Source organism: Rhizobium sp. YAF28 (assembly GCF_052113285.1).
Taxonomy (GTDB): Bacteria; Pseudomonadota; Alphaproteobacteria; order Rhizobiales; family Rhizobiaceae; genus Rhizobium.
Window position 1 is genome coordinate 79,760 of sequence record NZ_JBFRCX010000019.1, and the last position, 22,293, is coordinate 102,052.

The window sequence follows — 22,293 nt, forward strand, 5'->3', positions numbered from 1 at the left end:
GACCGTCCCGACGGAAGCCAGGCCCGGCAGAAAACCAGAATCGCTAAATCCTTGGATCGCTTCGTTCAATCGGGCTGCACGGGCCGGATCGTATCCACCGCAATCTCACCCTCAATCACACCTCGCATAACATCGGTTCGATTCCGATCGATCTCGACAACCGTGTAAAGCTTGTCGTCACGAAATGAACTCGCATTTGTCGTGGTGACATCTTCGGCAGGTGCCGCATCAACCTCCATGAAGTCAAGTTCGCGCCCCGCCGCAACGATCCGTGCGTCACCTGCCGTTCTCGCTGCGACTACCACCACGCCATGGCCCGGCGAATTCACCCATCTCGGATCATCTGCTGTTGCGATCGGTTCAAGCCGATAGATGCCGAGAGGCTCTCCGGTAGGGTGCGTTGAACTTTCCGCCGCAGCATCTTCCATTTGCGCCCTGCTCTCGACCGATCGCCCGAACGTGTTCGGATTTGTCGCGTTGTTGATCTCGTCCGTTCCTGTTCGTGACACGTTAGACATGTCGTCCTCCATTTGCTGTGAACATAACGATGGCGAGATCCGACTGTTCCGTTGTTTGCTAAAAGGAATTGTACTGACGCGACTTTTTTATGTCGGATCATGCTTGAGCGCGGGCGAGCCAATCGGAAAGGTCAACAGCCCGTCACAGGATTCTCCGGTCGTGTGGATTGTTCCAGGAGATTCTCATCTCGCCGGCGGAAGACATGGGGGCTCTGTCGGCGCCGAAGCCGGAACGGCCTGTTACGAGACGTATTTGTTGCTGTTTGGCTGCCGATGAGGCGTTCGATTCAAGCGAGTATGGGATGGCCGCAGATACGCAACGCGCAGCCATCCCATTTGAGCAGGCGTCCCCTCGTGGACGCTTGCAACCGGCCCCCGCCAATCCCAGAATGTTAGCAATATCTAAAGCAGACCCGCTAGTGCGCGAATGCAACACATCATGAAAGGTTTCTGATGAATGACCGCTCGCGGACGCTGCTTATCGTCCGGGAGCAAGGAGCGAGCATGAATGCGACCCGACCCCGCGCGCGCTTGCGTGACGACATGCCATGACGAAGGGTTGCCGGTCAGGACGCGAAAAAACGCGCCTTGACCAGTTCGTGATCGGAGATTGCTACGTCGTCGCCATCGACAGCCGGAACGGTCGCGGCGTCGCTTACCGCAAGGCCGCGGGCAAATAGCCAGTCGAGGCGTGCAAAGGGTGGCTGAGGCGTTCCGTCCGGGCGTGAGCGCTGCGAGGGAGCGAAGTCATTGGCCGTTTCCCAGTGATAGCCGGCCTCCGCAAGCAGGCCGAACAGCGGCTCGTGCGCTTCCGGTTGGTGCGTTCCGGCGGGGAGGACATTGGTATTGAAGTCGCCGCCTATCACGACGGGCAGATTGCCGGCGAGCTTATCTACCGCCGCGATCAGCCGGCGCGTCTGCCTGGCGCGATCCTCGACATCGGTCTTGCTTTCCAGATGCACGCTGACGGCGAGGATCGGCCCGACTGCGGTTTCGACCCTCGCGGCAAGTGCCATGCGTCCACCGATCCGGCCTTGACCATCCTTCGCATCCGTCCACCACGTGCCGCCATCGTCGAGGCGGATGAGTGCGGCGTCCTCGAGCGGCAGGCGGGAGAGCAGCGCATTGCCGTGGAAACCGACCGAATTCGTCTCGCCTTTGTGCCATTCGCGCTCGCGGGAATCCCCAAGGCCGAGTTCGATGAACTCCACGCCGAAGACATAGGACATGCCGAGATCGCGAGCGAGATCGGCAACGGTATGGCGGTTGCCGGCGCGTGCCGTGCCGAGATCGGCCTCGGTCAGCAGCAGGATATCGGCGCCGCTCTGGCGAACGAGTTCGACGGAGGGGGCGGGATACTTTAGCCGTTCGGCATTCCATGCGGCGACGACGAGGTCGTTGCCCATATGAGTGCCGCTCTCGATATGGACCACTTCGATCGTCGACAGGGCCGGCTGGGTTGCCGCCAGCCGGTCATGTTCGGCCTTCGTTAGCTGCGCAGCCCGTGCCTCGGCGAAGAAGGCGGTCGATGGTGTGGCAAGCGCCTCCACGGCGACCGCAACGAGGTTGCGGTCGCCGGCGGCGAGATCGGAAAAGCTGTTCATCGCTGCGAGGCTCAGGCGTCGACGGTCTTGGCGCCGGTGCGAGCCGGCGCGACGAGACCTGCGCCGGTGTCGGCCGAATAGAGATGGATCGAATCCTGATCGATCGCGATGCCGATCCGGTCGCCGGTTTTCAGCGAGACCGAACCGGTCATGGCGACGGCGAAGGGCAGGCCATCGAAATCGGCATGCACGACGCGGCTTGCGCCCAGTTCTTCGATGAAGTCGGCGGTCGCAACAAGCGCACCCGGTGCATCCGGAGAGACGAGGCGGGCAGCTTCGGCGCGTACGCCGAGAACGACACGCTGGCCGGCGAGCTGCTTGCCACGCTCGGCCGGAAGGGCGACGGTACGGCCGTCGTCATAGATGAAGGTGCCGTTTTCGTTGACGCGGCCCTCCAGCAGGTTCATCGCCGGCGTGCCGACGAAGCCGGCGACGAAGCGGCTTGCGGGAAAGTGATAGACCTGTTCCGGCGTGCCGACCTGCTCGACATTGCCGGCATTCATGACGATGATGCGGTCGGCAAGCGTCATGGCCTCGTTCTGGTCGTGCGTAACGAAGATCGAGGTGGCGCCGAGGCGGCGATGCAGGCGGCGGATTTCCGCACGCATGGCGATACGAAGCTTGGCGTCGAGGTTCGACAGCGGCTCGTCGAAGAGGAAAACCTTCGGTTCGCGGATCATCGCACGGCCCATGGCGACGCGCTGGCGCTGGCCACCCGAGAGAGCGGCTGGGCGGCGTTCCAGGAAGGGCTCGAGGCTGAGTGCTTTGGCGACGTCGGCGATGCGACGATCGCGTTCGGCTTTCGGCACGCCAGCGACCTTCAGCGCATAGCCGATATTTTCGGCAACGCTCATATGCGGATAGAGCGCGTAGTTCTGGAAGACCATGGCGCAGCCACGTTCACGCGGCTCGAGTTGGTTGACCACGCGGCCGTCGATCGCAATTTCGCCCCCGGTGATTTCTTCCAGGCCGGCGACCATGCGCAACAGCGTGGACTTGCCGCAGCCGGACGGGCCGAGGATGACGATGAATTCGCCCGACTGGATTTCGAGGTCGACGCCATGAACGACGGCGTTCTTGCCATAGCTCTTTTTCACGCCACGGATGGAGATCGGTGCCAAGGGTCTGTTCCTTTCACTTCTCGGTGGAGATAAGGCCGCGCACGAACCAACGCTGCATCAGGATGACGAGGATCAGTGGTGGCGACATGATGATCAATGTTCCGGCCATTGCGACGTTCCAGTCAGGCAGGCCGAATTCGGAGGGGATGAGTGTCTTGAGCTGAGTGACGGCGATGCCGAACTTCGGATCGGTCGTGATCAGCAGCGGCCAGAGATACTGGTTCCAGGCCCAGACGAACATGATAGTGAAAAGTGCAATCATGTTCGGGCGCGACAGAGGCAACAGCACGTCCCAGAAGAATCGAACCGCACCTGAGCCATCCATCTTCGATGCTTCGGCAAGCTCATCGGGAACCGTCAGGTAGAATTGGCGGTAGAGGAAGGTACCGGTCGCGGTGGCGACCATCGGCAGCACGAGACCCGGGTAGGAGTTCAGAAGACCCCATTCAAGCTTGATCTGGATGCCGGTGACCTGGGCGACAAGCCAGCTGATGCCGGTGACATCAAGGACCGCCTGGAAGGGCTGAAGCGCATTGGCGGCGATCGAATAGGTCGGCACGATGCGCACTTCCAGCGGCAGCATGAGCGTAATGAAGATGATCCAGAAGATCAGATAGCGGCCGCGGAAGCGGAAATAGACGATCGAGAAGGCGGCCATGGCCGAGAGGATGACCTTGCCGGCGCCGACCGTGGCAGCGAAGATGACGCTGTGAAACAGCTTGTTCCCGAGATCGGCGCGAACCCAGGCAGTCTGCACGTTCTCCCAGAAATGGCTGCTCGGGACCAGCGGCAGCGGCACGCGGTTGACTGTCTCGAGATCAAGCGTCGATGCGACGATGACGATCAGGAAAGGCAGGAGTGCGATTACCAGACCGAGTGCGAGTAGGGTGTAGCAGACGAAATTGAATATTGGCGTGCGTTCGATCATGTTTGCGACCTCACTTGTAGTGCACGCGCCGCTCGATGAAGCGGAACTGGAAAATGGTGAGCAGGATGACGAGCCCCATCAGGATCATGGATTGTGCTGCGGCGCCGGAATAATCGAGGCCCCTGAAGCCGTCGAAATAGATCTTGTAGACCATCAGATCCGTGGCGCGCGCCGGACCGCCCTGGGTCATGACGTCGACGATACCGAAGGAATCCTGGAAGCTTTCGGTGATGTTGATGACGAGCAGGAAGAATAGCGTCGGCGTAAGCAGCGGCAACTGGATGTCCAACATGCGGCGCAGCGGCCCCGAGCCGTCCATGGCGGCCGCCTCGATCAGCGAGCGTGGAATGCCCTGCAACGCCGAGAGGAAGAAGATAAAGTTGTAGCCGATATATTTCCAGGAAAAGGCGACGATCACGGCGATCATGGCGTCCTTGCCGTCGAGCGCCGGGTTCCAGAGGCCAGGCCAGACCTGGTTGATAACCGACAGAAGACCAGCCTCCGGTGCCAGGATGAAGCGGAAGGCAAGACCGAGAGCGGGAGCAGCAATCGCGTAGGGCCAGATGAAGACCGAACGGTAGATTTTGTGGCCGCGCAGTTCACGATCCGTCAGGAGCGCCAGGATGAGTGCCAGCCCCATGGCGATAGCAGTCGAACTGAAGCCGAAGATCATGCTGCGGGTGACGGAGTCCCAATAGATCGGGTCGCTCAGGAGCAGTTTGAAATTGTCGAAACCGACCCAGGCGTTACCGCCGCCCCATGGCTGCTCGAGCGTGAACGCCCAATACAGCGCCTGCGCGCTCGGCCAGTAGAAGAAGACGAAGATCAGCAGCAGCATCGGAAATGCGAAGAGAAGGCCGATCGTCGTCGAGGAGAAAGTGACGCGCTTTTCCATGAGTGGTCGTTTTCGTCCTGGTTTGGTTCTGGCGCGGGCGGCGATGTCGCTCCCGCAGCGGGTAGGGGAATGTGCAAAGACGCACCCGGCACGCCAAAGCGGCCCGGGTGCGGCTCATATCAGTCGATTAGGGAAGCTGAACGCCCTTGTAGGTCTGCTGGAAGCGACGCAGGAGCTGGTTGCCGCGATCGGCAGCAGTGTCGAGCGAAGCCTGGACATCGGCATTGTTGACGAAGATTGCCTGCAGGCCGTTAGCGATTTCGGTGCGGACCTGGAGCAGGCCACCGAGACGGATGCCCTTTGCAGAGGTGTCGCCAGCCGGGGAAGCGGTCAGGCTCTGAATGGCGAGTTCGCGACCGGCATAGGGAGCCTTGTCGTAGAAGCCCTGCTTCTTCAGGTATTCGAAGCCGGAGTTACGAACCGGGATGTAGCCGGTAACGGTTGACCAGGTGAGAGCTTCTTCCGGCTTTGCGATGAAGTTGAAGAAGGCAGCAGCAGCCTTGTATTCGGCGTCCGAATGACCTTTCAGAACCCAGAGCGAAGCGCCGCCGACGTAGGAGCTGTGACGGGTCGCGTCGCCATAGGTCGGGAGCATCGAAACGCCCCAGTTCATGCCCTGCTTGGCGGTACGGCCGACGTTGCCGTGGTCGCCAACCGAGGTCAGGATGACCTGGCAATCGCCAGCAGCGAAGGCTTCAACGAAGGTCTGGCCGACAGCCTTGTTCTTGATGACGGCGAGCTTGTTGTCGTACCAGGACTTCAGGTCCTTGACGTAGCTGACGAGCATCGGGTTCTTGTTGAACACCAGCTCGGCGTCGAGGCCTTCAAAGCCGTTCTTCTTCGTAGCGATCGCTTCGCCGTTGACGGCTTCGAACTGCTCGATGTACTGCCAGACTTCGTTGTTGGAGATGTCGAAGCCGAGCGGGCAAGCATAGCCTGCGTCCTTGAGAGCCTTGAAGTCTTCGCCTGCTTCCTTCCAGGTTGCCGGAGCATGGTCCTTGCCGATCTTGGCGAAGGCGTCCTTGTTCCAATAGAGCAGAGCCGTCGAGGAGTTGAAGGGGAAGGAGTACATCTCGCCCTTCGACGTTGCGTAGTAGCCGGCGATACCGGAGAAATAGTCCTTCCAGTCAACATTGTAGCCCATGTCGCTCATGAGCTTGTTGGCCGGGTAGTAGGCGCCCGAAAGCATGATGTCGAGTGTGCCGGCATCCGAAACCTGAGCGATGGTCGGCTGCTTGCCGGCGCGGAAGGCAGCGATCGTATTCTGCAGCGAGGCGTCGTAGGAGCCCTGGCTGGTGCAGACGACTTCGTAGTCGCCCTGGGACTCGTTGAAACGGTCGCACTGTTCCTGAACGCGCTTTGCGATGTCGCCCGAGTTACCGAACCAGAAATCAATCTTGGTCTTTTCGGCGGCGGCGGCAGGACCAGCAGCAAGGAAGGCTGTAGCGAGAAGGGCGCCTACGGCGCCGAGAAGCTTGGCTTGCATGAGAACCCTCGAAAAATAGGACGCGCCCCCTCTTGAGCGCACGCCCTATTAACTGGTTCAATTTGCGGTAACCAATGAAGTTTCTATGACATGAATAGAGTAGAAAGTTTCTGTCACAAAATATTCATGTGCAAATTTTGTGAACTTTTCATCGAACATCGATGCCTTACGTTCCCACTATCCGCTGATGTGATCGCCTATATTCCATTTATATATGAAATATAGCTCGAATGGCGAAAGCTGCCGTGCCTATTCAATTCTATTAATAGCCATTATTATTAGGCCGATTTCAAAAATCTCTCGAATGCTCGACCGGAAACAACCTGCTGTCAGGAGAATTCGACCTCGGAAATAGCTTTGCACAGCTGTGCGTTGAGCCGCAAAGAAACGACATATGATATTCGTTTTGCGACATTTTTACCATTTTGCCTATTTATTGGGCGCTTCCGGTATCGGTGAACCGCCGTATCCAAGTCCCTGCGTCTGCCAGTTTCTCGCTGTCGCCTGACTGGGCCAGAAGCCAATCATCCTTCATGCGCTAGTTTTCCGGCCTCCAGAATGCGTTTTGCGAGTTTCAGATGCGGCAGATCGAGCATGCGCCCATCGATCTGGATGACGCCGGTGTCCGGCGAGATGGCGAAGGCAGCCACGACTTTTTCTGCCCAGGCGATCTCCGCCGCATCCGGTGTAAAGGCGTGGTTGATCGGTTCGACCTGGCTCGGATGGATCGCCATCATCCCCGAGAAACCGTCGCGTCGGGCGCGAGCAGCATAGGCCGCGAGACCGTCGAGATCGCGGAAGTCGGGATAGACGGTCTCGATGGCAGGAACCGCTGCGGCGTGCGCGCCAAACAGCACCAGGGATCGGGCCAGCTCATAGGGCGCGGTATAACGTCCGTCTGCCTCGCGGGCGGTCGCAGCGCCGATCGTGGCAGGAAGATCTTCCGCGCCCCAGGTCAGCCCGAAGAGATGAGAGGCGACATCTCTGTAGCTGCCGATCTCGAAGATGGCGGCCGGTGTCTCCGTCGCGATCGGCAGGATAGGGACCGCGGATGACAGGCGGCCTGCGAGCTGGCGTACCGAAGCTGCGCCTTCGGACTTCGGCAACATGATCGCGAAGGGATTGATATTGCCGAGCGCAACGAGATCGTCTTCACAGGCTGACGTAGTGAGGGGATTGATGCGAATAACAAGCGTCGCATCAGTTGCGCGGCGTGCGACGAAGTCGTGTACGGCGTCTCGAGCCAACGGCTTGTTCCGCGCGGAAACCGAATCTTCCAGATCGAGGATGAGGGCATCGACGCCGCAGGCGAGGGCCTTGTCAAAACGCTCCGGCCTGTCGCCGGGCACGAACAGCAGCGAGCGCAGCCTCATGACGGCTTCACCTGCAGCATGGCCGTGCGCAGGCACTGGCAGACGATCTCGTTTCGCTGGTTCAGCGTGATATGCTTGAACGTGACGATCCCGGCATCGGGTCGCGAGTTGGAGCGCCTGAGCTCCGTCACTTCGGTTTCCACACGAAGCGTATCACCAATGAAAACCGGCTTCGGCATCGTCACCTTGTCGTAGCCGAGATTGGCGACCAGCGTGCCGAGTGTCGTGTCACCGACTGAGAGGCCGACGGTGAGCGCGAAGGTGAAGGTGCCGTTGACCACGATGCGGCCGAATTCCGTACCCGCCGCATAATCGGCGTCGAGATGCAGTGGTTGCTGATTATGGGAGAGCGTCGTGAAGAGCAGGTTGTCGGTTTCCGTGACCGTGCGGCGGATCTCGTGGGCAACCCGGTCGCCGACCGTCCATTCGTCGAAGTAGCGGCCGGCCATCAGTGCTCTTCCTTCATGACGTTGACGACGAGCTGGTTTTCCGAGACCCGGACGCCCACGGAGACTGGCAGCTTGCCGACCAGGCCGTCAAAGGGTGCGCGCAGCGTATGTTCCATCTTCATCGCCTCAACCGTCAGCAGCCTGTCGCCTTTGACAACGTGATCGCCCTCCGCGACATCGACGGAAATGACGAGGCCCGGCATTGGCGAAAGGATTGCGCCATCGCCGGCGCCCTGATGTGCTTCGACTTCACTGGCGACGGGAAGGCCGATCGGCCAGGCATTGCCGCCATCGAAGAGGACCACGGTATCGCCGGACCTGACGGCATTGGTGTCGAGACCCGGGCGGACATGCCCCCAATAGAGGTGGTCGCCGATGCGGACGCGTGTGCGGCTATCGCTTGCTCCTGATATGCGCAGGCCGGCGAGGGCCGACCAGGGATCGGTCCCTTCCTTTGCTGCCAAGGCCGTCGCCGCCCTGTCGATAGTCGTCTCGTCGGGCTCCTTCGGCAGCAGGGCCTCACCGTGACGGTCGAGAAAGCCCGTATCGATCTTTGCCGCGCAGAAATCCGCGTCGGCGGCAATGCGGGCGAGCAGGCCGGCATTGGATTTCACCGGCCAGACTTCGATGCTTTCGCAGGCTCTGGTGAGCCTGGCGAGGGCTGCGTCACGATTTGGGCCGTGAGCGATGATCTTGGCGATCATCGGATCGTAGAAGGCGGTGATCTCGTTGCCTTCCTCGACGCCGCTGTCGACCCGGACATTTTGGGGCAAGCGCAGATGATCCAGGCGGCCGATCGAGGGCAGGTAGCCGGCAGCAGGGTTTTCGGCGTAAAGGCGAGCCTCGAAAGCCCAGCCGTTCATGAGGATATCATCTTGCCCCTTCGGCAGCGGCTCGCCGGCGGCGACCTTCAATTGCCAGAGTACCAGATCCTCACCGGTGATGGCTTCGGTGACAGGGTGTTCCACCTGCAGCCTCGTGTTCATCTCCATGAACCAGATACGGTCCGGGCGCAGGCCCTCCGAGGCATCGGCAATGAATTCGATGGTGCCGGCCCCGATATAGTTCACCGCCTTCGCAGCCCTGACCGCCGCCTCACAGATTGAGGCGCGGGTGGCGGCGTCGAGGCCGGGAGCGGGGGCCTCCTCGATCACCTTCTGGTGCCTGCGCTGCAGCGAGCAGTCGCGTTCGAAGAGGTGGACGCAATTGCCGAAACGGTCGGCGAAGACCTGCACCTCGATATGGCGCGGATTGGCGATATAGCGCTCGATCAGCACGCGGTCGTCGCCGAAGGACGAGGCCGCCTCGCGGCGGCAGGAGGCGAGCAGTTCGGCAAAGTCTTGCCTCTGATCGACACGGCGCATACCCTTGCCACCGCCGCCCGCGACAGCTTTGATGAGCACGGGATAGCCCGTCGCATCCGCCTCCGCAGCAAGCCTTTCTCCGCTCTGATCCGCTCCCATATAGCCAGGTGTGACCGGCACGCCGGCGGCCTGCATCATCTGCTTGGCAGCATCCTTCAGCCCCATGGCACGGATCGCGGTAGGTGGCGCACCAACCCAGATAATGCCGGCATTCTCGACGGCTTCGGCAAACTCGGCATTTTCCGACAGGAAGCCGTAACCGGGATGGATTGCGGCCGCACTCGTCCTGTGGGCGGCCTCCAGAATACGCTTCTGTGAAAGATAGCTCTCGCGAGCAGGCGCTGGGCCGATGGCAAGAGCCTCGTCTGCCTCTGCCACGAAGGGCAGGCCGGCATCGGCCTCTGAATAAACAGCAATGGTGCGGATGCCGAGGGCTTTCGCCGTGCGGATGATCCGACGAGCGATTTCACCCCTGTTGGCTATGAGCAAGCTTTCCATCATCGCGCCACCTCACATCCGGAAGACGCCGAAGCGCGGCCCTTTGGGGATCGGCGCGTTCAGGCAGGCGGAAAAGGCAAGGCCCAGCACATCGCGCGTCTGGCGCGGATCGATGATGCCGTCGTCCCAGAGGCGTGCGGTGGCGTAGTAGGGATTGCCCTCGGCCTCGTAACCGGCGCGGATCGGCGCCTTGAAAGCTTCTTCATCTTCCACCGGCCAGCTTTCGCCGCGCGCCTCTATCGCATCACGGCGGATGGTGGCAAGCACGGAGGCCGCCTGCTCGCCGCCCATCACGCTGATACGGCTATTCGGCCACGTGAAGAGAAAACGTGGGCGATAGGCGCGGCCGCACATGCCGTAATTACCGGCGCCGAAACTGCCGCCGATGATGACGGTGACCTTGGGTACGGTGGCAGTCGCGACCGCGGTGACGAGTTTTGCCCCGTCCTTGGCGATGCCGCCTGCCTCATAACGGCCGCCGACCATGAAGCCCGATATGTTCTGCAGGAACAGCAGTGGCACGCGGCGCTGGCAGGCAAGCTCGATGAAATGCGCGCCCTTCAACGCGCTTTCGGAAAACAGCACGCCGTTATTGGCGATGATGGCGACCGGCATGCCCCAGATACGGGCAAAACCGCAGACCAGTGTCGCGCCATAGAGCGGCTTGAATTCATGCAGCTCGGAGCCATCGACGATGCGGCCGATGACCTCCCGAACGTCATAGGGCGAGCGCACATCCTCCGGGATGATACCGCCCAGATCTTCCGGATCGAGTTTTGGCGGACGTGGTGCTTGAATGTCGATATCGACTGATTTCACGCTGTTGAGGCTGGCGACGATATCGCGCACGAGAAGCAGCGCATGCTCGTCATTTTCGGCGACGTGATCGACGACACCGGAGCGGCGGCCATGGGTTTCGGCGCCGCCGAGCTCTTCGGCCGAGATGATCTCGCCGGTCGCGGCCTTCACCAAAGGCGGGCCGGCAAGGAAGATCGTACCCTGATTGCGAACGATGACTGTCTCGTCGGACATGGCAGGCACATAGGCGCCGCCCGCCGTGCAGCTTCCCATGACGCAGGCAATCTGCGGAATGCCTTCGGCCGACATCTGTGCCTGATTGTAGAAGATCGCCCCGAAATGATCGCGGTCGGGAAAGACCTCGGCCTGATGCGGGAGATTGGCGCCGCCGCTGTCGACAAGGTAGATACAGGGCAGCCGGTTCTGCATGGCGATCTCCTGCGCCCGCAGATGTTTCTTCACCGTGACAGGGAAATAGGCACCACCCTTCACCGTCGCATCATTGGCGACGATCATCACCTCGCGGCCGGAAACGCGGCCCATGCCGGTAATGATGCCGGCACCCGGCGCCTCGTCATTATACATGCCGTTCGCCGCCAGCGTGCCGATCTCCAGGAAGGGGCTGCCGGCATCGAGCAGCAACTGGATGCGATCGCGCGGCAGGAGTTTACCTTTGCCGGTGTGGCGCTCGCGCGCTGCCTGCGAGCCACCTTCACGGGTCTTTGCTGAGCGGTCGTAGAGCGCGTCGATCAGTCCTTTATTGTTGATTGTGTTGGTCTTGAAGGTCTCGCTGTCGCGATCGATGTCAGAGGAAATCACCGTCATGATGCGATGAGCTCCCGGCCGATCAGATAGCGGCGGATCTCGTTGGTTCCGGCGCCGATATCGTAAAGCTTGGCATCGCGCAGGAAACGTTCGACCGGCCACTCCTTGGTATATCCGGCGCCGCCGAGCGCCTGGATCGCCTCCAGCGACACTTTCACGGCATTCTCGCTGGCAAAGAGGATCGCCGCCGCCGCATCCGTGCGGGTCGTGCGGCCACCATCGCAGGCGCGGGCGACGGAATAGACGTAGGCGCGCGATGAATTCAGCGCGACATACATATCGGCGATCTTGCCCTGCATCAGCTGGAAGTCGCCGATCGCCTTGCCGAACTGCTTGCGCTCCCGCACATAGGGCAGCACCACGTCGAGGCAGGCCTGCATGATGCCAAGCGGACCGGCGGCGAGCACTGCACGCTCATAATCGAGGCCGGACATCAGGATCTTCACGCCGTCGCCTTCCCGGCCCATCAGTGCTTCTGCCGGCACCTCGCAATCCTGAAAGACCAATTCCGCCGTATCGCTGCCGCGCATGCCGAGCTTGGAAAGCTTTTTTGAAACGCTGAAACCGGGCATCCCTTTCTCGATGATGAAAGCTGAAATACCTTTCGGTCCGGCGGCCGGATCGGTCTTTGCGTAGACGACGAGCACATCGGCATGCGGCGCATTGGTGATCCAGTACTTCGTCCCGTTAAGGAGGTAGCGATCACCCTTGCTTTCCGCCTTGAGCCGCATTGAAACGACATCCGAGCCGGAGCTGGCTTCGGACATGGCAAGCGAGCCGACATGTTCGCCGGAAATCAGCTTTGGCAAATAGCGTTGCTTCTGCTCCGGTGTGGCCCAGCGGCGGATCTGGTTGACGCAGAGATTGGAATGGGCGCCGTAGCTCAAGCCGACGGAGGCCGAGGCACGCGAGACTTCCTCCATAGCAACGACATGTTCGAGATAGCCGAGACCGGCACCGCCGAATTCTTCTTCCACGGTGATACCGTGCAGGCCGAGCGCACCCATCTGCGGCCAGAGCTGGCGTGGAAATGTGTTGCTTTCATCGATCTCCGCTGCGAGCGGAGCAATAGTATCGGCGGCAAATCGCGCCGTCGCCTCGCGGATCGCGTCCGCGGTTTCGCCCAGCGAAAAATCAAACATGGCATTCCTCCCGCTATAATATGTAGCGCGGGTTGCTGCCGCTTCAAAGCTCCCTCGAAGGAAGCCTATTCCCACGGCGCCGATTTCGCCTCCTCGCGGCGGAAGGCGTCGGGGCTCTTGCCCATCCATTTCCGGAAGGCGCGAAAGAAGGCGCTGGGTTCGGAATAGCCGAGCTGCACGGCGATTTCGCCGATGGTCTTCGACGTGTTCAATAGCGCGTCGATGGCAAGGTCTCGGCGGATATCGTCCTTGATGCCGGCATAGCTTTGGCCCTCGTCATGCAGGCGATGGCGGAGCGTCGAGGATGGCAGGCGCATCTCGGCAGCGAGCGTCTGGAAGCTCGACCAGGCGGCGGGAGAGGTTTGCGAGAGACGACGGCGCACGGCAGCAGCAATGCCGGCATCATAGCGATAGCGCACGAGGATATTGGCCGGCGCGCCCCGCAGAAATTGCTTCAATGCCTGTTCGCTGCGCGAAATAGGCAGATCGAGCAGAGCGTTGTCGAAACCGAGCCGGCTGATCGGTTGCGAGAAACGCACCGGCGCACCGAAAAAGAGCCGGTAATCGGCGCCTTGGTTTGGCTCTTCGCATCGGAAATCGACAAGGCGGATCGGGATACGCCGGCCGACAAGCCAGCAGATGATGCCATGCAGGATGATCCAGTAGGTACGATAGGCGAAGGCCGAGCGCGGCTCGCCTGCGTCGCGAAGCTCAATCTGAGCCAGCCCGTCGCGGATAACGAGCGTACCACGCGGATCGTCCAGCACCACGTCGAGGAAACGCAAGGCCCGCCGCAGGGCATGGCCGAGCGTGGGCGCGTGCAGCACGCAATGACAGAGCAGGGTGAAGCTGCCGCTACGCATCGGTCGGGCGCCCATGCCGAAGAATTCGTCGTCGAGTTCGGCGGCGATCGCTAGCCACAATGCACCATAGGCCTCAGCTGAAACCGGTTGATCGATCCGCTGCGGCAGGCCGAGCTTGGTCAGAAGAGACGCCGTCGGCTTCCCAAGGCGGCGCAGGCTGTCGAGAGCTTCCTCGACGAAGCCCGGTGCGATCATGCGTCGCTCGATTTCGGCCATCGCTGCTTCACTCCGGCAAACCATATGGCAAAACTGGCCGAAATAATGGGGCAATTCTGTCATCGCTTGCAATAGGGCGAGGGAATAGAATCTCTGTTCAGGCGGACTCTGGAGGAGATGTCCGCCGAGCAGGGAGGAGCGATCCGTGCAAATCCGCGGCGCAAGTTTCATTGTTACCGGTGGCGGCTCAGGGCTCGGGGCGGCAACGGCACGCATGCTCGTCGAAGCCGGCGGGCGCGTGACGATTGCCGATCTCAATCTCGATGCAGGCGAGGCGATCGCTCGCGAACTGGGACAGGATGCGCGCTTCATCAAGGCCGACGTGACCGATGAAGAGGACGGTGCGGCGGTGATTGCCATGGCCGTGGATGCTTTCGGCCCGCTTCGCGGGCTTATCAACTGCGCCGGCGTAGCGCCGGCCGAGAAAGTGGTCGGCCGCGAGGGGCCGCACCGGCTGGAGAGCTTTGCCCGTACGATCGGCATCAATCTCATCGGCACTTTCAACATGATCCGGCTTGCCGCCGCCGCTATCCAGGCTGTGCAACCGGATGCGGAGGGCGAACGGGGCGTAATCGTCAATACGGCCTCGGCCGCCGCCTTCGACGGACAGATCGGTCAGGCAGCCTACGCCGCCTCCAAGGGCGGTGTCGCCGCGATGACGCTGCCGATCGCCCGCGAGCTTGCGCGTCACGGCATCCGCACCGTGTCGATCGCGCCCGGCATTTTCGAAACGCCGATGATGGCCGGCATGCCGGCGGAGGTGCGGGAAGTACTTGGCAAGAGCGTGCCTTTCCCACCGCGTCTCGGGCATCCGGCGGAATTTGCCGCGCTGGTGCGTCATATTCTTGAAAACAGCATGCTGAACGGCGAGGTCATCCGCCTCGACGGCGCATTGCGTATGGGCGCGCGATAAGCGCCTGGCCCGAAGGAGGAAACATGACCCTGCAGGATCCTATCGTCATCGTCGGTGCAGCCCGCACGCCGATCGGCAGTTTTCAGGGTGAGCTCAAGGATGCTGCGGCCCCTGAGCTCGGAGCAGCCGCAATTCGTGCGGCCCTGCAGCGCAGTGGCGTCGAGGCGGATGCAATCGAGGAGGTCGTTTTCGGTTGTGTACTGCCTGCCGGACAGGGCCAGGCGCCAGCTCGCCAGGCGGCGATCCATGCCGGCCTGCCCTTTGCGACAGGGGCAAGCACCGTCAACAAGATGTGCGGCTCCGGCATGAAGGCGGTCATGATCGCTCATGACCTGATTGCGGTGGGAAGCGCTTCCGTGGCGGTCGCGGGTGGCATGGAAAGCATGACCAATGCGCCCTATCTCCTTGATCGTGCCCGTGCCGGTTACAGGCTTGGTCATGGGCGGGTCGTGGATCATATGTTCCTCGACGGGCTGGAGGATGCATATGACAAGGGGCGCTTGATGGGCAGCTTCGCGGAGGATTGCGCCGAAGCCTATCAGTTCACACGTGAGGCGCAGGATGCCTATGCGGTCGCCTCGCTGACCCGGGCGCAGAAGGCGATTTCCGGAGGCTATTTTGACAGCGAAATCGTGCCCGTGACGGTGAAATCCGGCAAGGCCGAGCAGGTGGCAAGCCGTGACGAACAGCCGGGTAAGGCGAGGCCTGACAAGATCCCGACCCTGAAGCCGGCCTTTCGTGACGGCGGCACGGTGACTGCCGCCAATTCCAGTTCGATTTCCGATGGTGCGGCGGCGCTCGTTCTGATGCGGCGCTCGGAGGCGGATCGCCGCGACCTGAGGCCGCTTGCCACCATCCTCGGCCATGCCACGCATTCGCAGGCCCCCAATCTCTTCGCCACCGCGCCGATCGGCGCTTTGCAGAAGCTTTCCGATCGCACCGGTCTGCCGCTTTCCGATGTCGATCTCTTCGAAATCAACGAGGCCTTTGCCGTCGTTGCCATGGCGGCGATGCGCGACCTCGACCTGCTGCATGAGAAGGTCAATGTACATGGCGGCGCTTGCGCGCTTGGCCATCCGATCGGCGCGTCCGGAGCCCGTATTCTGGTGACGCTTCTGTCGGCGCTGGAGCGTTACGACCTGAAGCGCGGCATGGCCGCACTTTGCATCGGCGGTGGCGAGGCAACCGCCGTCGCCATCGAGCGGCACTAGGGGAGGGGGCCGATGATCCTTTCTGAACTTCAGCAGCAGATCCGCGATCTCGCGCGTGACTTCGCCCGCGAGCGGCTGGCGCCGGGCGCGGCCAAACGCGACCGGGAATCTCTTTTCCCGCGCGAAGAGTTGAAGGAGATGGGCGAACTCGGTCTGCTTGGCATGCTCGTGCCTGAGACCTACGGCGGATCGGATACCGGTGTCATCGCCTATGCCGCAGCCATTGAGGAGATCGCGGCCGGTGACGGGCCATGCTCGACCATCATGAGCGTGCACAGTTCGGTCGGCTGCGTGCCGATCCTGAAATTCGGCAATGAGGAGCAGCGCCAGCGCTTCCTGCCGAAACTTGCCAGCGGTGAATGGATCGGCGGCTTTGCCCTGACGGAGCCTCAGGCGGGTTCGGATGCCTCGAACCTGAAGACGCGGGCGCGGCGCGACGGCGACCATTATGTGCTCGATGGTTCAAAGCAATTCATCACCTCGGGCAAGAACGGCCAGGTCATCATCGTCTTTGCCGTCACTGATCCCGAGGCCGGCAAGAAGGGTATCACCGCCTTCATCGTGCCGACCGATACGCCGGGTTATGAGGTGATCCGGGTCGAGGAAAAGCTTGGCCTTCATTCCTCCGACACCTGCCAGATCGCCTTCACCGGCATGCGCATTCCGGCCGAGCTCAGGCTTGGTGAGGAGGGTGAGGGCTATCGTATCGCGCTTGCCAATCTCGAGGGCGGACGGATCGGAATTGCGGCGCAGGCCGTCGGCATGGCGCAGGCGTCCTTCGAGGCGGCGCGCGACTATGCCCGTGAGCGGACTGCCTTCGGCAAGCCGATCGTCGAACACCAAGCCATTGCCTTCCGGCTCGCCGACATGGCGACGCGGATCGAGGCGGCGCGCCAGCTCGTCTTCCATGCGGCCTCGCTAAGGGAGGCGGGACAGCCATGCCTGTCGGAGGCTTCCATGGCAAAGCTCTTTGCCTCTGAGATGGCCGAGCGTGTCTGCTCAGATGCGATCCAGATCCATGGCGGTTATGGTTACATAGCCGACTATCCGGTTGAGCGGATCTATCGCGATGTGCGCATCTGCCAGATCTATGAGGGAACAAGCGACGTGCAGCGCATGGTGATTGCCCGCAACCTATAACGATAAGGTCCGGCTTCTGGAGGAGAGGAGCGGGGCCGATAGAGGGAGGAAAAAGACCACATGGTGGAATCTGCTCGTTTGAGCCTGCATGTCCCCGAACCCGCCGTCCGCCCGGGCGGCCATCCCGATTTTTCCAATGTCAAGATCGCCAAGGCTGGGTCGGTGCCGAGGCCGGAGGTCGATGTCGCGTCTGAAGACATCCGTGAGCTTGCCTATTCGATCATCCGTGTGCTGAACCGCGACGGCGAGGCGGTCGGTCCCTGGGCAGGGTCTTTGACGGACGAGGAATTGCTGACCGGGCTTCGAAACATGATGAAGCTGCGCGCTTTCGATGCCCGCATGCTGATGGCGCAGCGTCAGGGCAAGACCTCCTTCTACATGCAGCATCTCGGTGAAGAGGCGGTCAGCTGCGCCTTCCGCAAGGCATTGCAGAAGGGAGACATGAATTTCCCGACCTATCGCCAGGCAGGCCTCTTGATCGCCGACGACTACCCGATGGTCGAGATGATGAACCAGATCTACTCGAACGAGAGCGACCCGCTGCGCGGGCGCCAGCTCCCCATCATGTATTCCTCCAAGGAGCACGGCTTCTTCACGATCTCGGGCAATCTCGCGACCCAATATGTGCAGGCGGTCGGCTGGGCCATGGCCTCGGCGATCAAGAATGACAGCCGCATTGCCGCGGCCTGGATTGGTGACGGCTCGACGGCGGAATCGGATTTCCATTCGGCCCTGGTCTTTGCTTCCACCTACAAGGCGCCTGTTATCCTCAACATCGTCAACAATCAGTGGGCGATCTCCACCTTCCAGGGCATTGCCCGCGGCGGCTCCGGCACATTTGCCGCCCGTGGCCTCGGCTTTGGCATTCCGGCACTACGGGTCGATGGCAACGATTATCTCGCCGTCCATGCCGTTGCCCGCTGGGCGGCTGAGCGCGCCCGGCGCAATCTTGGCCCGACGCTGATCGAATATGTCACCTATCGCGTCGGCGCCCATTCGACCTCCGACGATCCGAGCGCCTATCGCCCGAAGACGGAATCGGAAGCCTGGCCGCTCGGCGATCCCGTCCTGCGGCTGAAGAAGCACTTGATCGTCAGGGGCGTTTGGTCAGAGGAGCGCCATACTCAGGCCGAAGCGGAGATCCTGGATGAGGTGATTGAGGCTCAACGTCAGGCCGAGGGGCACGGCACGCTGCATGACGGCGGCAAGCCCTCGGTGCGCGATATCTTCGAAGGCGTCTATGCCGAGATGCCGCCGCATATCCGCCGCCAGCGGCAGAAGGCGGGGTACTGACATGGCCCGGATGACGATGATCGAGGCCGTACGCAGCGCCATGGACGTCTCGATGGCGCGTGATGACAATGTCGTGGTTTTCGGCGAGGATGTCGGTTACTTCGGCGGCGTCTTCCGCTGCACGCAGGGCCTGCAGGCGAAATACGGCAAGACGCGCTGCTTCGACACGCCGATCAGCGAATCCGGCATTGTCGGCACGGCGATCGGCATGGCGGCCTATGGGCTGAAGCCCTGTGTCGAAATCCAGTTCGCCGATTATATGTATCCGGCTTACGACCAGCTGACGCAGGAGGCGGCGCGCATCCGCTACCGCTCAAACGGCGATTTCACCTGCCCGATCGTCGTGCGCATGCCGACCGGCGGCGGCATTTTCGGCGGCCAGACACACAGCCAGAGCCCGGAAGCGCTCTTCACCCATGTCTGCGGCCTGAAAGTGGTCGTGCCCTCCAATCCCTATGATGCCAAGGGCCTGTTGATCGCCGCGATCGAGGATCCCGACCCCGTCATGTTCCTGGAGCCGAAGCGGCTCTATAACGGACCTTTCGATGGCCATCACGAGCGGCCAGTGACGCCATGGTCGAAGCATGATCTTGGCGAGGTACCGGAGGGACATTTTACGATCCCGATCGGCAAGGCTGAGGTACGGCGCAAGGGCTCTGCTGTGACGGTCGTTGCCTACGGCACGATGGTACATGTGGCGCTTGCCGCCGCCGAGGATGCCGGCATCGATGCCGAGGTGATCGATCTCCGGAGCCTTTTGCCGCTCGACCTCGATACCATCGTCAAATCCGTCGCCAAGACCGGGCGCTGCGTCGTCGTGCATGAAGCAACCCTGACATCGGGTTTCGGTGCGGAGGTCGTTTCGCTGGTGCAGGAACATTGCTTCTATAATCTGGAAGCCCCGGTCGTGCGCGTAGCAGGCTGGGATACGCCCTATCCGCACGCGCAGGAGTGGGACTATTTCCCCGGACCCGGCCGCGTCGGACGCGCGCTTGCCGAAGTGATGGAGGCCTGAACCATGGGCGAATTCATCATCAAGATGCCCGATGTCGGGGAAGGTGTCGCCGAGGCAGAACTTGTCGAATGGCATGTGAAGACCGGCGATCCCGTGCGCGAGGACATGGTGATCGCCGCCGTCATGACCGACAAGGCCACCGTCGAAATTCCCTCGCCCGTCAGCGGCACGGTGACCTGGCTTGCCGGTGAGATCGGCGATCGAATTGCCGTCAAGGCGCCGCTGGTGCGCATCGAGACGACAAGCGGAGCCGGAGAGGCGGAACCCGAAACGGTTCCTCAGCCGCGGCCCGCCGAGCCCGTGAAAGCAGAAGCTCCGAAACCCGTTCCGAAGGCGCCGGCGCCGGCAGCTCCGCCGACCGAAAAGCCACTCGCTGCGCCATCGGTACGGCTGTTTGCCCGCGAGAGCGGTGTAGATCTAAGGCAGGTGCAGGGCACAGGGCCGGCCGGCCGTGTCCTGCGCGAAGATATCGATCAGTTCCTAAGCCAGGGGTTGGCGCCCGCTCCGGCGCGTACCGGCCTGGCAAAGAAGACGACGACCGAGGAGATCAAGCTCACCGGTCTTCGGCGCCGCATTGCCGAAAAGATGGTGCTTTCGACCTCACGCATTCCCCACATCACCTATGTGGAGGAGGTGGATATGACGGCGCTCGAGGAACTACGCGCCACAATGAATGCCGACCGCAAGGCCGAGCATCCCAAGCTGACGGTGTTGCCCTTCCTGATGCGGGCGCTCGTGAAGGCGATTTCCGATCAGCCCGATGTCAACGCCACCTTCGATGATGATGCCGGCATCATCACGCGCCATAGCGCCGTGCATATCGGCATTGCCACGCAGACGCCGGCGGGGCTCACCGTGCCCGTGGTGCGGCATGCCGAAGCGCGCGGCATCTTCGATTGCGCAGTCGAAATGAGCCGGCTGGCGGAAGCGGCGCGTTCTGGTACCGCAACACGTGACGAACTGTCAGGCTCGACCATCACCATCAGTTCGCTCGGGGCTCTCGGCGGCATCGTTTCCACGCCCGTCATCAATCACCCGGAAGTGGCGATCATCGGCGTCAACAAGATCGCGATACGGCCGGTCTGGGACGGTGCGCAATTCGTGCCGCGCAAGATGATGAACCTCTCCTCCAGCTTCGATCACCGCATCATCGACGGCTGGGACGCGGCAACCTTCGTGCAGCGCATCCGCACGCTGCTCGAAACGCCAGCGCTCATTTTCATCGAAGGCTGAGCCATGAAAGAGATTGTCTGCAAGCTCCTTGTCATCGGTGCAGGTCCCGGCGGTTATGTCTGCGCCATCCGTGCCGGCCAGCTCGGCATCGACACTGTCATCGTCGAGGCCGGTAAGCCGGGCGGTACCTGCCTGACGGTCGGCTGCATTCCCTCCAAGGCGCTGATTCATGCCGCAGAGGAATTCGACGCCACGCAGAAAATGCTTACGGGCAAGAATCCGATGGGCATCCGCGTCGAGGGCGCCTCGATCGATCTGGCAAAAACAATCACCTGGAAGGACGGTATCGTCGGCCGGCTGACGAGCGGCGTCTCCGGCCTGTTGCAGAAGGCGCGCGTGAAGATCGTCCACGGCCGCGCTCATTTCCGCGATGGCAAGACGGTCGAGGTAGAGACGGAAACCGGCCAGCAGATCATTCGTGCCGAGACCGTCGTCATCGCCACCGGCTCCGATCCGGTTGAACTCCCGAACCTGCCTTTTGGTGGCCGCGTTATTTCTTCGACCGAGGCGTTGTCGTTGGGCGAATTGCCGAAAAATCTCGTCGTGGTCGGCGGCGGCTATATCGGGCTGGAACTCGGGACAGCATTCGCGAAGATGGGATCGCAGGTGACGGTGGTCGAGGCAACGCAGCAGGTGCTGCCGCAATATGATGCCGATCTCGTTCGGCCTGTCATGCGCAAGATGACCGAGCGCGGCATCCGCGTCTTGACCGGCGCGAAGGCGATCGGCCTTTCCGATGCTGGTGATGGACTTGTCGTCGAAACGCCTGACGGCCGGCAACAGGCGCTTGCCGCAGACCGTATTCTGGTGACTGTCGGCCGTCGTCCGAGAACGGCGGGCTCAGGCCTCGAAGAGCTTGATCTCGACCGCGCCGGTCCGTTCCTCAGGATCGACGATCGCTGCCGCACGTCCATGCGCGGCATTTATGCCATCGGTGATGTTACCGGCGAGCCTATGCTCGCGCATCGGGCCATGGCGCAGGGGGAAATGGTGGCGGAGATCGTTGCCGGAAAGAAACGCGCCTGGGACAAGCGCTGCATTCCGGCGATCTGTTTTACCGATCCGGAAATCGTCAGCGCCGGTCTGTCCCCGTCAGAAGCACGCGCCCAGGGTTATGATATCAGGACCGGCCAGTTTCCCTTTAGCGCCAATGGGCGGGCGATGACCATGCTCTCGGAGGAGGGATTCGTGCGGGTCGTGGCGCGGGCCGACACCAATCTGGTCCTCGGCCTGCAGGCGGTGGGCGCTGGGGTTTCCGAACTCTCGGCCGCCTTCGCGCTTGCCATCGAAATGGGCGCGCGGCTGGAAGATATCGCCGGCACGATCCATGCTCATCCGACGCGCAGCGAAGCGGTCATGGAAGCGGCACTGAAAGCCCTGGGGAACGCTCTTCACATTTGAGCCGCTC

19 protein-coding genes are annotated in these 22,293 nt (G+C 61.8%); 7 read left to right on the forward strand and 12 right to left on the reverse strand.

The genetic code is table 11. The annotated features are described in order from the left end of the window. Window positions 1-65 precede the first annotated feature (65 nt). From AB4Z13_RS30575 to AB4Z13_RS30630, 12 genes are all read right to left on the reverse strand, one after another. Complete coding sequence (locus AB4Z13_RS30575) at window positions 66-518, reverse strand: hypothetical protein (protein ID WP_113323966.1); 453 nt, start codon at window positions 516-518, stop codon at window positions 66-68. A gap of 566 nt (window positions 519-1,084) precedes the next feature. Further along, complete coding sequence (locus tag AB4Z13_RS30580; RefSeq protein WP_442207613.1) at window positions 1,085-2,122, reverse strand: endonuclease/exonuclease/phosphatase family protein; 1,038 nt, start codon at window positions 2,120-2,122, stop codon at window positions 1,085-1,087. 11 nt (window positions 2,123-2,133) lie between these two features. After that, window positions 2,134-3,243, reverse strand: a complete 1,110-nt coding sequence (ugpC, locus tag AB4Z13_RS30585; protein WP_442207614.1) for a sn-glycerol-3-phosphate ABC transporter ATP-binding protein UgpC — start codon at window positions 3,241-3,243, stop codon at window positions 2,134-2,136. Between the two features lie 13 nt (window positions 3,244-3,256). Further along, window positions 3,257-4,171, reverse strand: a complete 915-nt coding sequence (locus tag AB4Z13_RS30590) for an ABC transporter permease subunit (RefSeq protein WP_113320679.1) — start codon at window positions 4,169-4,171, stop codon at window positions 3,257-3,259. A 10-nt stretch (window positions 4,172-4,181) separates the two neighbouring features. Then, a complete protein-coding gene (locus tag AB4Z13_RS30595) occupies window positions 4,182-5,066 on the reverse strand; it encodes a carbohydrate ABC transporter permease (RefSeq protein WP_113320680.1) in 885 nt (294 codons plus the stop codon). Window positions 5,067-5,193: 127 nt separating this feature from the next. Then, a complete protein-coding gene (locus tag AB4Z13_RS30600; RefSeq protein WP_113320681.1) occupies window positions 5,194-6,552 on the reverse strand; it encodes an extracellular solute-binding protein in 1,359 nt (452 codons plus the stop codon). 524 nt (window positions 6,553-7,076) lie between these two features. Next, window positions 7,077-7,925: an HpcH/HpaI aldolase/citrate lyase family protein gene (locus AB4Z13_RS30605; protein WP_113320682.1), complete on the reverse strand. Its 849-nt coding sequence runs from the start codon at window positions 7,923-7,925 to the stop codon at window positions 7,077-7,079. Continuing rightward, window positions 7,922-8,374 (reverse strand): MaoC family dehydratase, encoded by a 453-nt coding sequence (locus AB4Z13_RS30610; protein WP_442207615.1) that lies wholly within the window; start codon window positions 8,372-8,374, stop codon window positions 7,922-7,924. The genes AB4Z13_RS30605 and AB4Z13_RS30610 overlap by 4 nt, the downstream gene beginning before the upstream one ends. Continuing rightward, window positions 8,374-10,239, reverse strand: coding sequence for an acetyl/propionyl/methylcrotonyl-CoA carboxylase subunit alpha (locus AB4Z13_RS30615; RefSeq protein ID WP_442207616.1), 1,866 nt, complete (start codon window positions 10,237-10,239; stop codon window positions 8,374-8,376). Before AB4Z13_RS30615 ends, AB4Z13_RS30610 begins: the two co-directional genes overlap by 1 nt. Window positions 10,240-10,248: 9 nt before the next feature. Continuing rightward, entirely contained in the window at window positions 10,249-11,859 is a 1,611-nt protein-coding gene (locus AB4Z13_RS30620) for a carboxyl transferase domain-containing protein (RefSeq protein WP_442207617.1), read from the reverse strand. Continuing rightward, complete coding sequence (locus AB4Z13_RS30625) at window positions 11,856-13,001, reverse strand: isovaleryl-CoA dehydrogenase (RefSeq protein WP_442207618.1); 1,146 nt, start codon at window positions 12,999-13,001, stop codon at window positions 11,856-11,858. Before AB4Z13_RS30625 ends, AB4Z13_RS30620 begins: the two co-directional genes overlap by 4 nt. Window positions 13,002-13,066: 65 nt before the next feature. Further along, a complete protein-coding gene (locus tag AB4Z13_RS30630; RefSeq protein WP_442207619.1) occupies window positions 13,067-14,143 on the reverse strand; it encodes an AraC family transcriptional regulator in 1,077 nt (358 codons plus the stop codon). Between the two features lie 82 nt (window positions 14,144-14,225). Between AB4Z13_RS30630 and AB4Z13_RS30635 the strand changes: the two genes are divergently transcribed. The 7 genes from AB4Z13_RS30635 to lpdA are packed head-to-tail and all read left to right on the forward strand — an operon-like array spanning window position 14,226 to window position 22,286. Further along, window positions 14,226-14,993: a 3-hydroxyacyl-CoA dehydrogenase gene (locus tag AB4Z13_RS30635; RefSeq protein WP_113320688.1), complete on the forward strand. Its 768-nt coding sequence runs from the start codon at window positions 14,226-14,228 to the stop codon at window positions 14,991-14,993. A 23-nt stretch (window positions 14,994-15,016) separates the two neighbouring features. Continuing rightward, window positions 15,017-16,204, forward strand: coding sequence for an acetyl-CoA C-acyltransferase (locus AB4Z13_RS30640; RefSeq protein ID WP_113320689.1), 1,188 nt, complete (start codon window positions 15,017-15,019; stop codon window positions 16,202-16,204). Between the two features lie 12 nt (window positions 16,205-16,216). Next, window positions 16,217-17,344 carry an acyl-CoA dehydrogenase family protein gene (locus tag AB4Z13_RS30645; RefSeq protein ID WP_113320690.1) on the forward strand — a complete coding sequence of 376 codons (1,128 nt, stop codon included), beginning with the start codon at window positions 16,217-16,219 and terminating at the stop codon, window positions 17,342-17,344. Between the two features lie 60 nt (window positions 17,345-17,404). Further along, window positions 17,405-18,637, forward strand: coding sequence for a 3-methyl-2-oxobutanoate dehydrogenase (2-methylpropanoyl-transferring) subunit alpha (locus AB4Z13_RS30650; RefSeq protein WP_037097466.1), 1,233 nt, complete (start codon window positions 17,405-17,407; stop codon window positions 18,635-18,637). A gap of 1 nt (window position 18,638) precedes the next feature. After that, window positions 18,639-19,652, forward strand: a complete 1,014-nt coding sequence (locus tag AB4Z13_RS30655; protein WP_439017474.1) for an alpha-ketoacid dehydrogenase subunit beta — start codon at window positions 18,639-18,641, stop codon at window positions 19,650-19,652. 3 nt (window positions 19,653-19,655) lie between these two features. Next, complete coding sequence (locus AB4Z13_RS30660) at window positions 19,656-20,885, forward strand: dihydrolipoamide acetyltransferase family protein (RefSeq protein ID WP_442207620.1); 1,230 nt, start codon at window positions 19,656-19,658, stop codon at window positions 20,883-20,885. Window positions 20,886-20,888: 3 nt separating this feature from the next. Then, entirely contained in the window at window positions 20,889-22,286 is a 1,398-nt protein-coding gene (lpdA, locus tag AB4Z13_RS30665; RefSeq protein WP_442207621.1) for a dihydrolipoyl dehydrogenase, read from the forward strand. The last annotated feature ends 7 nt before the right edge of the window (window positions 22,287-22,293 follow it).